Annotated in this window: 17 protein-coding genes; 7 read left to right on the forward strand and 10 right to left on the reverse strand. The window is 62.8% G+C overall.

The features are described from left to right. Window positions 1–279: 279 nt before the first annotated feature. From paaK to paaG, 4 genes are all read right to left on the reverse strand, one after another. Window positions 280–1,605 (reverse strand): phenylacetate--CoA ligase PaaK, encoded by a 1,326-nt coding sequence (paaK, locus tag C0058_RS12575; protein ID WP_102368711.1) that lies wholly within the window; start codon window positions 1,603–1,605, stop codon window positions 280–282. A 101-nt stretch (window positions 1,606–1,706) separates the two neighbouring features. After that, on the reverse strand, window positions 1,707–2,918 hold the full coding sequence (pcaF, locus tag C0058_RS12580; RefSeq protein ID WP_102368712.1) for a 3-oxoadipyl-CoA thiolase: 1,212 nt from the start codon (window positions 2,916–2,918) through the stop codon (window positions 1,707–1,709). Continuing rightward, a complete protein-coding gene (paaI, locus tag C0058_RS12585; RefSeq protein ID WP_008431049.1) occupies window positions 2,911–3,360 on the reverse strand; it encodes a hydroxyphenylacetyl-CoA thioesterase PaaI in 450 nt (149 codons plus the stop codon). The genes pcaF and paaI overlap by 8 nt, the downstream gene beginning before the upstream one ends. Before the next feature lie 14 nt (window positions 3,361–3,374). Continuing rightward, window positions 3,375–4,166, reverse strand: a complete 792-nt coding sequence (gene paaG, locus C0058_RS12590; protein WP_003208887.1) for a 2-(1,2-epoxy-1,2-dihydrophenyl)acetyl-CoA isomerase PaaG — start codon at window positions 4,164–4,166, stop codon at window positions 3,375–3,377. Window positions 4,167–4,527: 361 nt separating this feature from the next. Here paaG and paaY point away from each other — a divergent pair, with 361 nt between their 5' ends. The 3 genes from paaY (at window position 4,528) to feaR (ending at window position 7,094) form a co-directional block, all read left to right on the forward strand. Further along, window positions 4,528–5,118: a phenylacetic acid degradation protein PaaY gene (paaY, locus tag C0058_RS12600; protein ID WP_003208885.1), complete on the forward strand. Its 591-nt coding sequence runs from the start codon at window positions 4,528–4,530 to the stop codon at window positions 5,116–5,118. A gap of 61 nt (window positions 5,119–5,179) precedes the next feature. Beyond that, window positions 5,180–6,103 carry a phenylacetic acid degradation operon negative regulatory protein PaaX gene (gene paaX, locus C0058_RS12605; RefSeq protein ID WP_003208883.1) on the forward strand — a complete coding sequence of 308 codons (924 nt, stop codon included), beginning with the start codon at window positions 5,180–5,182 and terminating at the stop codon, window positions 6,101–6,103. A gap of 76 nt (window positions 6,104–6,179) precedes the next feature. Beyond that, complete coding sequence (gene feaR / locus C0058_RS12610) at window positions 6,180–7,094, forward strand: transcriptional regulator FeaR (protein ID WP_003208881.1); 915 nt, start codon at window positions 6,180–6,182, stop codon at window positions 7,092–7,094. Between the two features lie 130 nt (window positions 7,095–7,224). Here the strand turns inward: feaR and C0058_RS12615 are convergent, their stop codons facing one another. From C0058_RS12615 to C0058_RS12640, 6 genes are all read right to left on the reverse strand, one after another. Then, window positions 7,225–7,746: a hypothetical protein gene (locus C0058_RS12615; RefSeq protein ID WP_008431056.1), complete on the reverse strand. Its 522-nt coding sequence runs from the start codon at window positions 7,744–7,746 to the stop codon at window positions 7,225–7,227. Window positions 7,747–7,870: 124 nt separating this feature from the next. After that, window positions 7,871–8,392, reverse strand: coding sequence for a methylamine dehydrogenase light chain (locus C0058_RS12620; RefSeq protein ID WP_003208877.1), 522 nt, complete (start codon window positions 8,390–8,392; stop codon window positions 7,871–7,873). Between the two features lie 19 nt (window positions 8,393–8,411). Continuing rightward, window positions 8,412–9,032: a methylamine dehydrogenase accessory protein MauD gene (gene mauD / locus C0058_RS12625; RefSeq protein ID WP_003208875.1), complete on the reverse strand. Its 621-nt coding sequence runs from the start codon at window positions 9,030–9,032 to the stop codon at window positions 8,412–8,414. A gap of 3 nt (window positions 9,033–9,035) precedes the next feature. Then, window positions 9,036–9,575: a MauE/DoxX family redox-associated membrane protein gene (locus C0058_RS12630; protein WP_102368714.1), complete on the reverse strand. Its 540-nt coding sequence runs from the start codon at window positions 9,573–9,575 to the stop codon at window positions 9,036–9,038. A 12-nt stretch (window positions 9,576–9,587) separates the two neighbouring features. Further along, the gene (locus C0058_RS12635) at window positions 9,588–10,736 is read right to left on the reverse strand and encodes an amine dehydrogenase large subunit (RefSeq protein ID WP_008431064.1); all 1,149 of its coding nucleotides are present in this window, start codon (window positions 10,734–10,736) and stop codon (window positions 9,588–9,590) included. Between the two features lie 344 nt (window positions 10,737–11,080). Next, window positions 11,081–12,205: a sensor histidine kinase gene (locus C0058_RS12640; protein ID WP_102368715.1), complete on the reverse strand. Its 1,125-nt coding sequence runs from the start codon at window positions 12,203–12,205 to the stop codon at window positions 11,081–11,083. Between the two features lie 211 nt (window positions 12,206–12,416). On the opposite strand from C0058_RS12640, the gene C0058_RS12645 reads away from it, so the two are divergent. Genes C0058_RS12645 through C0058_RS12660 form a run of 4 tightly spaced genes read left to right on the forward strand, consistent with a single transcriptional unit; the run spans window position 12,417 to window position 15,552 of the window. After that, entirely contained in the window at window positions 12,417–13,565 is a 1,149-nt protein-coding gene (locus C0058_RS12645; RefSeq protein ID WP_102368716.1) for an acyl-CoA dehydrogenase family protein, read from the forward strand. 17 nt (window positions 13,566–13,582) lie between these two features. Then, window positions 13,583–13,954, forward strand: a complete 372-nt coding sequence (locus C0058_RS12650) for a hypothetical protein (protein ID WP_003208867.1) — start codon at window positions 13,583–13,585, stop codon at window positions 13,952–13,954. Window positions 13,955–13,957: 3 nt separating this feature from the next. Next, the gene (locus tag C0058_RS12655; protein ID WP_008431069.1) at window positions 13,958–14,428 is read left to right on the forward strand and encodes a nuclear transport factor 2 family protein; all 471 of its coding nucleotides are present in this window, start codon (window positions 13,958–13,960) and stop codon (window positions 14,426–14,428) included. Beyond that, the gene (locus C0058_RS12660) at window positions 14,425–15,552 is read left to right on the forward strand and encodes an amidase (RefSeq protein ID WP_102368717.1); all 1,128 of its coding nucleotides are present in this window, start codon (window positions 14,425–14,427) and stop codon (window positions 15,550–15,552) included. Before C0058_RS12655 ends, C0058_RS12660 begins: the two co-directional genes overlap by 4 nt. Window positions 15,553–15,559 lie beyond the last annotated feature (7 nt).

Here is a 15,559-nt window from a genome sequence, read left to right on the forward strand (position 1 = left end):
TCGCTACGGTAACGGCGGCATAGGGTTCCCGGTCATCGTGGTAAGCAGGGCCAGTAGGCAAAAAACAGGGCCGCTTTATGTGGGAGCGGGCTTGCTCGCGAAGAACCTGAGTGCGCCGCGTTGAATCAGGATGCCCGCGTCATCGTTAACGACCTTCGCGAGCAAGCCCGCTCCCACATTTGAACCGTGTGCGCCTTTGATTTTGCTGGTGCTCTACCCCCACCCCAAAAAACGAGCAAAAAAAAGCCCCGCAAATGCGGGGCCAAAAAGGTGCAGCAGTCATGCTTTAGGGCGACGATCCATCACATGGCAAGCCTTGCCCTCAGACCGCTTGATCGAATGCAGCGGCTGCAAAACGATGCGCGAGCTGATCCCGATATACGTCTTGATGTGCCTGCTCAGTTCGCTGGAGACGGCTTTCTGTTGTTCATCATTGAGGTGCTGATGCTCAGCCTTGAGCTCCACATGCACATCCACACTGTCCAGGTTGCCATTACGATACAGATGTATCTCATAACACTCTGAAAGCTGTTTTATTTTAAGCACCTGCTCCTCGATCTGCGTGGGAAACACATTAACCCCGCGAATGATCAGCATGTCATCACTGCGCCCGGTGATCTTGTCGATCCGCCGCATCGGCCGCGCAGTCCCCGGCAGCAACCGCGTCAAATCCCGGGTGCGGTAGCGAATCATCGGCAGCGCCTCCTTGCTCAAGGAGGTAAACACCAGTTCACCCATCTGCCCGTCCGGCAGCACCTCACCCGTCACCGGGTCGATGATCTCCGGGTAGAAGTGATCCTCCCAAATGGTCGGGCCATCCTTGGTTTCCGCACACTCCATGGCCACCCCAGGTCCCATGATTTCCGACAGCCCGTAAATATCCAGCGCCGTAATCCCCAGTCGCGCCTCGATTGCACTGCGCAGCTCGGCAGTCCACGGCTCGGCCCCAAAGATCCCCAGTCGCAACGCCAGCTTCTGTGGATCAATGCCCTGGCGCTCGATTTCATCGGCAATGTTCAGCATGTACGAGGGCGTGACCATGATGATGTCCGGCTGGAAATCCTTGATCAGTTGCACCTGTTTTTCCGTCTGCCCGCCGGACATCGGAATCACCGTACAACCCAGGCGTTCCGCGCCGTAGTGGGCTCCAAGGCCGCCGGTGAACAGCCCGTAGCCATAGGAAATATGCACCTTGTCGCCACGCCGCCCACCGGCCGCGCGGATCGAGCGGGCCACCACATTGGCCCAGGTGTCGATGTCGTTCTGGGTGTAACCCACCACCGTCGGCTTGCCGGTGGTGCCGCTGGACGCATGCAGGCGCACCACCTCGTTCATCGGCACGGCAAACATGCCGTAGGGGTAACTGTCCCGCAGGTCGCCCTTGGTGGTGAAAGGGAACCTGGCCAGGTCGTCCAGGGACTTGATGTCATCCGGGTGCACCCCCAGCGCGTCGAAGCGCTGACGGTACAGCGGCACATTCTGGTAGGCGTGGCGCAGGCTCCAGCGCAGGCGCTCCAGTTGATGGGCGCGCAGTTCGTCGACGCTGGCGGTTTCCAGCGGGTCCAGCACAGGGTTAAGCACGGCGTTTGGAATAGGCATGTTCATGAGTTCACTCGAATTATTTTTGTGTATCAGCCCACCGCACACCGTGGGCTTTGAGTGCATGCCCCAAGGATACCGCTAGGCTCCCCGGGAATCGCGAATCTTTAGTCGGACAGGCGCTCGATGATCAGCGCGATGCCTTGGCCCACGCCGATGCACATGGTGCACAGGGCGTAGCGGCCGCCACGTTCCTCCAATTCATGCAGGGCGGTAGTTACCAGCCGTGCGCCGCTCATCCCCAGTGGATGGCCGAGGGCGATGGCGCCGCCGTTGGGGTTCACCCGTGGGTCGTTGTCCCCCAGGCCCAGCTCGCGCAGCACCGCCAGGCCCTGGGCGGCGAAGGCTTCGTTGAGCTCGATCACGTCCATGTCCGCCAGGCTCAGGTTGGCCAGTTCCAGCACCTTGCGGGTCGCCGGCACCGGGCCGATGCCCATGATGCGCGGTTCCACGCCGGCGGTGGCCATCGCCACCACCCGGCCGCGGGCGACCAGGCCGTGACGCTTGGCAACTTCCGCGCTGGCCAGCAGCAGGGCGCAGGCGCCGTCGTTGACCCCGGATGCATTGCCGGCTGTGATGCTGCCACCCTCGCGGAATGGCGTGCCAAGTTTCTGCAGTTGCTCAAGGGTGGTGTCGCCGCGGGGGTGTTCGTCGTGTTCCACCACCTTGGCCGGGCCTTTGCGCTGGGGGATTTCCATCGCGACGATTTCCCTCGCCAGGCGCCCGCTGGCCTGGGCGGCGGCTGCACGTTGCTGGCTGCGCAGGGCAAACGCGTCCTGGTCGGCACGGGAGATATTGAACTGCTCGGCGACGTTTTCAGCGGTCTCCGGCATCGAGTCGATCCCGTAGGCCTTTTTCATCAGCGGGTTGACGAAGCGCCAGCCAATGGTGGTGTCGTATAGCTGCGCATCGCGGGAAAACGCCTGTTCGGCCTTGCCCATTACCAGCGGCGCACGGGACATCGACTCCACGCCGCCTACCAACATCAAGCCGGCCTCTCCACAGCGAATCGCCCGGGCCGCGCTGCCGATGGCGTCCAGCCCCGAGCCGCACAAACGGTTGAGGGTGGTGCCCGGCACGCTCACCGGCAGCCCGGCCAGCAGCGCCGACATGCGCGCCACGTTGCGGTTGTCTTCGCCGGCCTGGTTGGCGCAGCCGTAGATCACATCGTCGACGCTGCTCCAGTCCACTTGCGGGTGGCGGCGCAGCAGTTCGCGCAGCGGCACCGCTCCGAGGTCGTCGGCGCGCACGCTGCTCAAGGCGCCGGCGTAGCGGCCGATCGGGGTGCGGACTGCGTCGATGATCAAGGCGTCATTCATTCGGATTCTCCTGCGCCAGCACCGTGCCACGCACTTTGTAGGATTTGCCATGGAACAGCGCAATCAGCTGGCCCAGTTGGTTTTCGATACGGACGTCGTAGTTGCCGGTGCGACCCGAGCGGCTTTGCTCGCGGCAATCGGCACTCAAGGTGTCGCCCAGGTGGGCCGGGGCGATGTAGTCGATGCTGCAGCCCAGTGCCACGGTGGCGTCGTTGTAGCTGTTGCAGGCCAGGGCGAATGCCGAGTCCGCCAGCGCAAACAGGTAGCCGCCGTGGCAGGTGCCGTGGCCCTGGATCATGTCGGCGCGCACGCTCATGCCCAGTCGTGCGCAACCCGGCGCCACCGAGAGCAGGCGCATGCCCATGCCCTGGCTGGCGGCATCGCGGCTGAACATGGCCTGGGCGCACTGGTTGGCCAGGTTCATGGCTTCATGGTTGGTCATGTGGTGCGCTCCTTTCAGCGGCCCTTGAAGCTTGGGCTGCGTTTTTCCATGAAGGCGGCGACGCCTTCGCGGTAATCCTCGCTGCGCCCGGCCAGGCGTTGCAGGTCGCGCTCCAGCTCCAGTTGTTGGTCAAAGCTGTTGCTCAGGCTGGCGTTCAGGCTGCGCTTGATCAGCGCCAGGCCGTAGGTCGGTTGCGTGGCCAGGTGGCGGGCCAGGGTCAGGGCTTCGTTGCGCAATTCGGCGTCGTCCACGCAGCGGTAGATCAGGCCCCATTGCTCGGCCTGCTCGGCGCTCAGGCGGTTGCCCAGCAGGGCCAGCGCCTTGGCGCGGGCCATGCCCACCAGGCGCGGCAGGGTCCAGGTGCCGCCGGAATCGGGGATCAGGCCGATCTTGCAGAAGGCTTGGATGAAGTTCGCCGAGCGTGCTGCCAGCACCAGGTCGCAGGCCAGCGGGATGTTCGCGCCGGCACCGGCCGCCACGCCGTTGACCGCGCAGATCACCGGCAAAGGCAGGTCGCGCAGTTGGCGGATCAGCGGGTTGTAGAACTTCTCGATGGATTCGCCCAGGTCCGGCACCGCGCTGCCGGGTGCCACGTTGCGGTCGCTGAGGTCTTGCCCGGCGCAAAAGCCGCGGCCTTCACCGGTCAGCAGCAGCACGCGCACGTCGGGGTTTTCCTGGACTTGCTTCAACGCTTGCTGGACTTCGCCGTGCATCTGCGTGTTGAAGCTGTTGAGCTGGTCGGGGCGATTGAGGCTGAGCAGGGCGACGCCGGCCTCGATGGAAAACAGGATGTGTTCGAAGTTCATGGTCGTGAGGCCCTCACGGTGCACGCTCGGCGGTCAGCCGGCTCATTATTGGATCGGCGTGGTCAGCCGGTTTTGCCGGAGTATAGCTTCAACGTGATACATAAATGCAACGATAAAATTGATTTGGTGTGTCTTGTTTTGAGTTTGATGAAAATGAACTGCTCGCTGTGCTGGTCGGTAAATACCTGATAAATCCCCTGTTTTATTGGCTTTACGTCGATTATCAGCGGCACCGTATCAAGCCACGGCGACACCTGATTCAAGCGATACGCTTTTTCAGCTTTGTGCTTGTAAAAATGATGTGATACAAAATAAGCCAAGATCGGCATCGCTTTGCGAATACGCCATAAAAGGAATCCCCATGACTTGCTACAGTCTCGACGGCCTGACCCCGGTGGTCGACCCCACGGCCTACGTCCATCCCTCGGCGGTACTGATCGGCGACGTGATCATCGGCCCCCATTGCTATGTAGGGCCGCTGGCGAGTTTGCGCGGCGACTTCGGGCGCATCGTCCTCGAAGAAGGCGCCAACCTGCAGGACACCTGTGTGATGCACGGCTTCCCGGACAGCGACACGGTGGTCGAGCGCAACGGCCATATCGGCCACGGCGCCGTGCTGCACGGTTGCCGGATCGGCACCGATGCGCTGGTGGGCATGAATGCGGTGGTGATGGACAACGCCCGTATCGGCGCTCGCTCATTCGTCTCGGCGGCGGCGTTCGTCAAAGCCGGTTTCGAGTGCCCTGAGCAGTCGTTGGTGATGGGCGCGCCGGCCAGCGTCAAGCGCAGCCTCAGTGATGAAGAGGTGCACTGGAAACAAACCGGCACCCGTGAATACCAGCGCCTGGCTCAGCGTTGCCTGGAGCAGATGCAGGAATGCGCACCCCTGAGCGCACCGGAAGCTGATCGCCCACGCATCAGCGACAGCGGCCTGCGGCCCAAGGGCAGATGAATCGCCTGCATCCCGACGCCGCTAAAAACGGTATATTTTCTCTTTTTGCCTCGGTACGCCCATGTCGTCACTGACACCCCTGAACCAACTGATTACCCGCTTCCAGGAGCAGACGCCGATTCGCGCCAGTTCCTTGATCATCACCTTGTACGGGGACGCCATCGAACCCCACGGCGGGACGGTGTGGCTGGGCAGCCTGATCCAGTTGCTCGAACCCATCGGCATCAATGAACGGCTGATCCGCACCTCGATCTTCCGCCTGACCAAGGAAGGCTGGCTGACCGCCGAAAAAGTCGGGCGCCGCAGCTACTACAGCCTGACCGGTGCCGGGCGTCGGCGTTTCGACAAGGCCTTCAAGCGGGTCTACAGCTCCAGCGTGCCGGCATGGGATGGTTCATGGTGCCTGGTGATGCTCACGCAGTTGACCCAGGACAAGCGCAAACAAGTGCGTGAAGAGCTGGAGTGGCAAGGTTTTGGTGCGATTGCCCCGACCGTGCTGGCCTGCCCACGCAGCGACCGCGCCGACGTCAACGCCACCTTGCTCGACCTCGGCGCCCAGGAAGACACCATCGTCTTCGAAACCACCGCCCAGGATGTACTGGCCTCCAAGGCCCTGCGGGTGCAGGTGCGCGAGAGCTGGAACATCGAGGAGCTGGCGGCCCATTACAGCGAGTTCATCCAACTGTTCCGACCGCTCTGGCAAGCGCTTCGCGAGCAGGAACAGCTACAGCCTGCGGATTGTTTCCTGGCACGGGTCCTGCTTATCCATGAGTACCGCAAACTGCTGCTGCGCGACCCGCAATTACCCGATGAATTGCTCCCCGGCGATTGGGAAGGCCGCGCCGCCCGCCAGTTGTGCCGCAATATTTACCGGTTGATCTACGCCAAGGCCGAGGAATGGCTGAACAGCGCGCTGGAAACTGCCGACGGCCCGTTGCCGGACGTTGGCGAAAGCTTTTACCGGCGGTTCGGAGGCCTGAAATAAGGAGCGACGCTGTTCAGGAGAACGGGTGGAGTGATGTGGCGTAGAGAATAAAAATAAGCCTGCGTGAGGCCTGAACATGATGTCTTCAATTGCACAGCGCTGTGATGGGTTCGACCAATGGATCCATCAGATCAATCAGATCTGTGGCGCATTCGATGGGCAGATCCTGGGGGATGGTTTTTCCGGGCAGATCCGCGAGTACCAGAGCGGCGCGCTGAAACTCAGCTTTGTCGACGCCTGCCAGGCTCGCTTGTTTCGTACCCCCAGCCAAATCGCGGCGGGCGAGGGCGGCAAGTACTTTGCCGTGTTCCAGCTCGACGGCACGGCCGGCATGGCCCAGGGTGACAGCAAGGCGCTGTTGCGCGCCGGCGACATTACCCTGATCGATGCGGCGCACCCCAGCGACTTCACCTACAGCGAGAATTCGCGGCAGTTGTCGTTGATCCTGCCGTCGTACCTGGTGGAGCAGACCTTGCGTTTCAACCCGGTCAAATGCGGGCACCGGATCGAGGCGACGTCGCCGATGGCGATGCTGTCCCGGCAGCTGATTCTGGAGGCCACCCGGCAAGACAACCTGACCTTGCAGGAAAGCGAGGCGACGCTGGAGGCGATCATCAACCTGCTGCGCCCGGCGATCAGCCAGGCGGGCGAGGGCAGCGACGCCCATGAGCGAGTGTTCCGCAAGACGCTGGAGTGTATTGACCAGCACATTCGCTCCGAAGAGCTGTGCCCCGAGTGGCTGGCGCGGGAGGTGGGGATGTCGGTGCGCGGGCTGTACCGGATCTTTGCCCGCAAGGGCCTGGTGGTGGCGCGGTACATCAAGAACCGACGGCTGGATTTGTGTGCTGAATCCCTGCGCCAATCCAGGGTGGAGGAAAAGCTTTCGGTGCTGGGGTACTCGTGGGGGTTTTCGGATTCGAGTTATTTTTCGACGGCGTTCAAGTCACGGTTTGGCATTGCGCCGGGTGAGTACCGCAAACAACACGCCTGATCAGGGGATACGCCGATCAAAAATGTGGGAGCGGGCTTGCTCGCGAATGCGGTGGTTCAGTTGATGCATTGGGTGACTGACACACCGCATTCGCGAGCAAGCCCGCTCCCACATTTGGATCGCGTTTCGTTCAGTTGGGCATTCCATCTTCAATCGCAATCCCTTGCGCCCGCATTTCCTTGATCAACCCCGCCCTTGTGCCCGGCAGATTGAGCATTGCTTTGTGCCGTAACTCAGTCACTTCCGCAGCGCTATAGGGCTTGTAATCCACCGGCGTACTCTTGCCCGCCATCCCGTCCGGGCGCATCAGCCAGTTCAGCAAATCCGCCAGTTGCCCATCGTTCAGCGCCGACTGCGACATCCCCGGCACCCGTACCAAAAACTCCCGCCCGCCTGGCACCTTCAGAAAGTTGCCGACAAACCCGGTCATCCTCGGTGTGTCGTTCGCCGCCGAGCCCATGCCGCTGCCCAGATGGCAGCCGGCACACTGCAGCTGATAGTTGGTCGCCACGCTGTACCCGGCCTGGGCGATCGGCGTTTGCGGCGACTCATTGCCCGGTGCGTGCTTCTGGTTTGGATTGGGAATGGCCCGAGCCTGGGCGAGCGGGGTGGCGAAGACACACATCAAGCTCAGCAAAAACAACGTACGCATGACAAGCCTCTTGCACTGACCTGTGGCGAGGGCGCTTGCTCCCGTTGGGCTGTGCTGCGGCCCCAAGATCTCTGGGAGCGCTTCGCACTCCAACGGGAGCAAGCTCCCTCGCCACAAGGGTGAGTTAAACCGCGACGCCGCGAATGATCGAGACCGTGCAGTGGTAGATGTGGGATTTGGCCGCCAGGCACCAGTTCACATCGTTGTTGTTGAACGGCCGGTATGCCGGTTCCTCACTGTCGTTACGCGTGCACGCGCACTGGGCGCAGCTTTGCTTACCGCAGCAGTCGTTATAGGAAATGATGTAGTCCTTGCCATCCGCCGGGTTGCGGCAGGTGCCGATCCAGGTCACCTGGGACGCCTCGGTGCCCGGTGGGCAGGAGGTCACCGAGCCGCCACAGCAACTGCACAGGAAACCGTCGATGGAGCAGTAGCGCCAGTAGTCGCAACTGTTCGGGTCGCCCGGGTCACCGGCTTTCGGGTTATCGGCAGCCAGCGCCTTGCTGGTGCGGTCCAGGGGCAGCAGCAGGGGCAACGCGGCGCCCGCGACCATCAGCGAACCCATACGGGCCAACAGTTTGCGTCGCGACGTGGTGTCGGCCAGGCGACGGGTCGAGCGCTCGAATAACAGATCCAGCAATTTCATGAGAGTCTCCCTGCCTTAATCAGTGGCTATGGCCGTGGCTGTGGTCGTGGGGCTGCGGCTGGCTGTTGAGGTATTCCTGCAGCGTCGCGCTTTTCAGGTGTTCGACTTCGAACAGGCTGTCCAGGTGCTCGCGGGAATTGACCAGGCCCTTGGCGCGCAAGGTGCCGCTCTTGTCGATCAGCGCGGCATACGGCAGCTTGCCGATCTGGTAGGTCATGCCGACTTCCGGGCCGACCACGTAGGTGACGTCGTCCAGCTTGTGTTCGGTGATCAGCGCGTGCTGGGCTTCCATGTCGCCGTCGCTGATAAACACCACATCGAGTCGGTCAGCCTGTTCCCTGGCGATGGACTTGATCGCCGGCAACAGGGATTTGCAGATCGGGCAGGTGGGCGAGAGGAAGAACAGCAACTGGTTCTTCTCACCGGCATAGCCGAAGTTCACCGGGCGGCCTTTACGGTCGGAAGCGGTGACTTGCGGGGCCGGCTCATTCACCGCCACGCCCTTGTCGACCATCAGTGCGCCGGCCGGGGCGATGCGCCCGTGCAGCACACCAATCTGGCGCACCAGGCCCATCACGGCAAACGCCAGCGCCAGCAGCAGTACCCACAGCAGTACGTTGGAAACAATAAGGCCTTCCATTGATCACCTACCAATCAGTTTGAGCAGAAGAGGGGAGTTCGCCAGCAGGCCATCGGCTGCGGCGTAAATCAGCAGCGCGACGGCGCTGGCGGCGACGGTGACGAAGCCGTCGAAAAAACCCAGGTCACGGGCAATCGGCAGCACGCTGGCCAGCAGGGCCACGGCCACCAGTGCGCCGTTGCGCAACAGCAGGATCGGCCGCAACGGCTGCGCCTGGTCGGGGCCTGCGCAGCCGCAGTCGATGTCCCGGCGGCCGCGCCACAGGTTGATGCCAATGGCGGCGGCGTACAGTGCAATCAGGCCGGCGGCGCCGAGGGCGGCCCAGGAACGGCTGGCCGGCATCAGCAGGGCAAAGGCAATCACCAGTTCCAGCACCGGGATTACCCGGGCGGCGGGGCGAGTCACTGCCTCTGGCAGCAACTGGTAATCGGCCAGTTGCCGGGCGAAGCGTGCCGGTGCGCGCAACTTGTGGGTCGCGGCACTGGCCAGCAACACCGCGATGGCGAGGGCGCTGGCAATGATGAAGATCGGGTCGATATGCATGGCCGAACCTCTTTAGTAGCTCATGATCTGGGTCGCGGTCTTCGCTACCTTGGCCATGCTACCGGTGAGTTTATTGGTCTTGAGGTCGAAGATCTGCAAGCCGCCTTCGACGTCGGCGCCCAGCAACAGGGGCTTGTCGTCGCCGGTGGCCTGCATGCTCCAGACCGGGGTCGGGGCTTCCAGGGTGGCTATCTTCTTCATGGTCTTGAGGTCGTAGGCCCAGATGATGGTGCTCGGGTCTTCCCACTTCATCGGCTCGTGGTTGTCGTGCATCAGCACGTACATGCGGTTGAGTTTCGGTGCCACGGCCATCAACTGCCAGCCACCCGGGGCCCAGCCGGTTTTCTTTTCCGCGTCGGTGGTGAGTGACCAGGACGGCAGGATTTTCGGCTCATCGCCGGAGAAATCTACTGGGCGGATGGTGCCGGTGGTGGTGGTGAAGTAGTAGGTGTCGCCCACGTTCACCGCGCGTTCGTTGAGCTTCTCGGCGTTGGGGTCGAAGAAGTGCGTGCGGTTGCGCGAGGTTTCCTGGCCCTGCTCGTTCAGCGTCACCACTTGCAGGCTGCCGTCGCCGCACAGGGAGGCGAAGCGGCGAGTGCCGACCGGGTAATTGAGTACGCAGCCCGGGATCGCGATTTCGGCGGTGACGGAGCGGGACTGGGTGTCGACCACGGTCACCGAGGTGGAGGGTGTGAAGTTGTAGACGTAGACGAAGCGGTCATCGCCGCTGGTCTTCAGCCCATAGCGCTGGGTCAGGGATTCGGCGCGTTTGTTCGGGATCAGCACTTCCCAGGCGGGCGACAGGCTGGAGCTGTCCCAGGCGGTGAGCACATCGGTGCGATCGCCCCGGGTGCCGCGGGAATAGTAGATGTCGGCGCTGTACAGGGTCTTCTGGTCGTGGCTCAGGGCCGAGGGCGCGGCGAAGCCGGTGGGGACCATGCCGAGGACGCGCTTCTTGTCGGGATCTACCACGGTGACGCGGCCGACCACGAAGCTTTCGAATTCGACGTCTACCACGAATGCGCGGTGGGCTTCCGGTGGAAAGGCCAGGGTAGTCTGGCCGATGGTGTCTGGCGGTAAATCCGCCCGGGCGCTGTTCAAGCCGAGTACAAGCAGGCCCAGACCCAGCGCTGACTGTACGTTGATCCTGTTGCTTCGCATTAGGGGCACTCCCTGAATTATTGTGTTTTGCTAATCGCGGGTGCTTTGGCAGATTCTTGCAAGTGGATTCTGCCTTGTGGGGCGATTGCAAGAATTGTTGTGTCTGCCAAGTGGTTGTGTGTCTGTGCCAATGGTTTGGGGTAGGGTATATATCCGTTATTTTTGTTATGGCAGAAACGGGTTCCGCTCTTGCAGCGGCTCACTTTTGAACAGCCCTGTAGGCGCTGGCTTGCCGGCGATGGTCGTTAACGATGACGTTGGCATCCTGAATAAACGCGGCGACCTCACGTTTTTCGCCGGCAAGCCGGCTCCTACAGAAAAGCCGCTTCGCAAATGCCCCAATCTCACGACCCCACCAAAGGCAACGAAAAACTGAACACCGCCCCACACGGCTCCAGATTCTGCGCCCAGATATCCCCCTGATGCCGACCAATGATGTTCTTGCACAACGCCAGCCCAATCCCGTTACCACCCACCTTCGACGAAAAGAACCCGTCAAAGATTTTCTCCCGCGCCACGGCCTGAATCCCGCGCCCACAATCCTCGACACTCAACCGCGCCACGTTTCCATCCCGGCAGGCATGCAACCGCAGCACCCGACGCTCCACGGGCAGCTCACTCATCTCTTCAATGGCATTGAACGCCAGGTTCAGAATCACCTGCCCAATCAGCACCCTCTCGCACTGCACCATCAGCGGTTCCGCGCTCGGGACGATCTCCAGCCGCACCTGACTCGGCTCGGCCCGCAGGCTGATGAAATATCGGGTTTCCTGCAGCAACTCATTGAGGTCCACCCACTCCGCGCTCTGCTCCAGCTTGACCACATAATCACGCACACTCTTGATGATCGTTGACGCATGCTCGACCTGCCGCACGGCACTTTGCAGCCCCCAGTTCACCCCCTGGTCGGCACTGCGGGTATCGCCCAGACGAATCAAAACCCCCTCGATAAAGTTGCGCGTGGCCGCCAGTGGCTGGCTCAACTCATGAGCAATCGCCACCGCCATCTCGCCCATGGCGTTGTATCGGGCCAGGTATTCAAGCTGCTGTTCACTGACACGCCGGGCTTCCTCGGCGCGGATCAGGTCCCGCTTCACCTTGTCTTCCCGGGAAATATCCCGGAACTGCACCATCAGCACGTCGCGCCCGTCCAGGTGCACCAGCGTCGCGACCGCTTCCGAAAGAATCTCCACCCCGGCCTTGGAGCGATAACACCACTCGATGGTGCGCTGGCCACTGCGGGCCGCGCGCTCGAGCCAACGCAGGCCGATGGAGCGCTTGTACTTCGGTGCGTCCCGGGTCATGTCCGGGGCCTTGAGCGGGATCAGTTCTTCCAGGGTAAACCCCAGCGCCGACAGCGCCGCGGTGTTGGCCCAGAGGATGTCCTTGCTCTGCGCATCGTGAAGGATGGTGCAGATCGGCATGGCTTCGATCAGGGTGTGGAAATCATTGTTATTGGGTAGGTACATCGCGTAGCCCTTGGCGGTGGAGGGGACGACTACGGTGGCAAGTTATACCGGTTTGTATCCGGGGGCACGCTCAGAAGTAATCGGGGGCGCACTAGGGGATTTCTTTAGCCGGTGGGCTGCACGCCCCAATAGTTGACGGTGGTCGGGCTTTTTACACTGGACCCATCAACGCCCGACACGGCGTCCATAACAACTACAACGGAGAAAGCCCATGCTGCGTTCGGCCCTCGTGCAACCAGACGCTTTACCCGACGTGCAGCCCGCGCTGTTCCAGCAGGTGCTCGATGAAGTGCGCCAGCGCCGCGACGAGTTCGACGCCGGCTCCCACGTGCCACGGGACATGATCGAACGCTTCAAGCAGGTGGGCATCTACCGGGCGGCCACGCCCCGTTGTTTCGGCGGCGATGCCCTGGCCCCCGCAACGTTCTTGCAGATGATCGAGCGCATATCCGAAGCCGATGGCTCTGCCGGCTGGGTCGCCAGCTTCGGCAGCGCCGGGGTGTATCTTGCGGCCTTGCCCCAGGAAACCCTCGCCGAACTGTATGCCGACAGCCCCGATCTGGTGTTTGCCGGTGGCCTGTTCCCGTTGCAGCCGGCGGAAACCGTCGAGGGCGGCTGGCAGGTCAACGGCACCTGGAAGTTTGCCAGCGGCTGCAAAGGCGCCGACCTGCTGGGCGTGGGCATCGGTGCGGCGGGCGGCAAGCCACGCACTGCCGTGTTCAAGCCCGGCCAGGTTGAAATCATCGAAAACTGGGACGTGGTCGGCCTCAAGGGCACCGGCAGCCATGACCTGCGAGTTACCGACCAATACATCGACGAGCGCTGGACCTTCATCCGTGGCGGCGCCGCCACCATCGACGAGCCGCTGTTTCGTTATCCCTCGATTGCCTACGCCGCCCAGGTGCTGGCGGTGGTCAACCTCGGCCTGGCCCGCGCGGCCCTCGATGAAATCAGCGCCATGGCCAGCGGCAGCGGCATCACCGGCGCACCGAAACTGGCGGACCGCGCCTACGTGCGCATCGAAATCGCCAAGGCCGAAGCCCGGCTGAGCGCCGCTCGGGGTTTTTTCTACGGCGCCACCGAACAAGTGTGGAACTCGATCCTCGCCGGCAACCCGGTCACGGCCGAGCAAACCAGCCTGCTGCGCCTGACCGCCATTCACGTGTCCCAGGCCGGCGCCGCCGTGGTGCAGAGCGCCTACAGCCTGGCGGGCACCACCGCGATCTACCTGCGCCACCCGCTGCAGCGCTACCTGCGCGACGCCATGGTGGTGACCCAGCACGCCTTCCTCAGCGAAGGCCTGTACGACGGCGCGGGCTCGGTGTTCCTAGGCGTTCCTCCATTTCCTGGCTACATCTGACTTTCAAGGATCAACCCATGTCCCAAGCCACTCAAGAACCGCTGCGCGTCGTCTTCTGCATCGGCATCACCCAGAACTTTTTCGACCTGCCTACCGGCGAAGGCCTGAGCGTGTGGAAAGGCTTCAGCCAGATGATGGGCGACCTCGGCGCCATGCCGGGCATCAACGTGCTGGGGGCGATGGATGACGACCGCTTGATGGTCGGCCCGTCGACCACCTCGCCGTGGACCGTCTACATCATGGCCGACGTCGACTGCCACCAGTCGGTGATCGATGCCTGCAACCTGTTCCGTACCACGCCGGTGGGTGAATACAGCCTGTGGCGCTACGCCAAGGTTGAAGCGCGGATCGGCCGCCCGCTGACCATTCCCGAAGCGGCCAGGGTGTGAGCCATGGACCTGTTGCAGCGTGTTGAAACCCTTGAAGGGGAGAGCCAGGTAAGGCGCTTGATGGCGCGCTACATGGACCTGTGCGACGTGCCCCGGGCGGCGACCAACGTTCGCGAGTTGGCCGAGCTGTTCACCGTGGATGCGGTGTGGGAAGGCATTGGCACAAGTACCGCGCAGACCTTCGGCCAGCATCGGGGGCGCGACGCGGTGGCGGCGTTTGTCGGCAGCTACCTGCCACCGTCGGAACACTTTGCGCTGAACCTGCATTACCTCACCAGTGAGTCGATCCAGGTAGACGGCAGCGCGGCTGCAGGGCAGTGGATCATGCAACAGATTTCCACCTACGCCGACCAGCGCAGCGAGTTGTTCGGCACGCGGCTGACCATCGATTTTCGCCGTGTCGACGGCACCTGGCTGATCGCGCATTTCCGTACGCAGCGCCTGTTCAATAGCATGTTGGGGGTGAACCCATGAGTACCTTCGTCAGCGAATTTTTACTCGGTGGCAGCGGCCGACGCGTGGCCATCAAGGATTCCATCGACATCGCCGGGTATCCGACCCGCTCGGGCAGTCGTGCCTTTGCCGATGCTCCGCCGGCGACGCGGCATGCGCACGTGGTGCAGGCGGTCCTGGATGCCGGCTGGCAGATCGTCGGCAAGACCAGCCTGCATGAACTGGCATTTGGCGTCACCGGCATCAACGACTGGAGCGGTACGCCCGTCAATCCCCAGGCGCCAGACCGCGTGCCGGGCGGCTCCTCCAGCGGTTCGGCCGCGGCGGTTGCGGCGGGCCTGGCGGATATCGCCATTGGTACCGACACCGGCGGCTCGGTGCGGGTGCCGGCGGCGTGCTGCGGGATTGCCGGGTTGAAACCGACCTATGGCCGAGTCAGCCGCATTGGCGCGCAACCGGCGGTATCCAGCCTCGATTGCGTCGGGCCGTTCGCCGCGAACATGCAGGACCTGATTGCCGCGATGCAGGTGATTTGCCCGGGTTTCCAGACACAGGCGGCGCCGTCCGGCAGCGTGCCTGTGGGCTTTCTGGATGTGGCCTGTGAGCCATGGCTGAAGGCGAGCCTGATGGCTGCCGTCGACGCGGCCGGCTGGCGTCAGCAGCGTCTGCATCTGGACGACTTTGACACGGCGTTCGGCGCCGGCCTTACGGTGATTAACGTCGAAAACTGGGCAGCCTTCGGTCACCTCACCGGCAAGGGCCTGATCGGTGCGGATGTCGAACAACGCTTGTTGGCTGCCAGCCGCACCAGCGCTGCTGATTTGGCCGCAGCCGAAGTCGTGCGCACCCGCTTCAGTCATCAGGTGGACGCCGCGCTCGAAGAATTCTCCGTGTTGCTGCTGCCGACGATGCCGGACCTGCCGCCGACCCTGGCCGAAGCCCGCAACGGCAGCCAGGCCGTGGCCCGCATGACGCCATTGGTGCGGCCATTCAACCTCAGCGGCCACCCGGCGCTGACGGTGCCGGTGACCCTGGCCGACAGCGGGCTGAAGGTCGGGCTACAGATTGTCGGCCGCAAGGGCCAGGACGAATGGGTGTGTGCCCTCGGCGCACAACTGCAGCAGAGCATCACGGCTCGCCAATAAGAACAAC

Origin of the sequence: Pseudomonas sp. NC02, assembly GCF_002874965.1 — a bacterium.
Lineage (GTDB): Bacteria > Pseudomonadota > Gammaproteobacteria > Pseudomonadales > Pseudomonadaceae > Aquipseudomonas.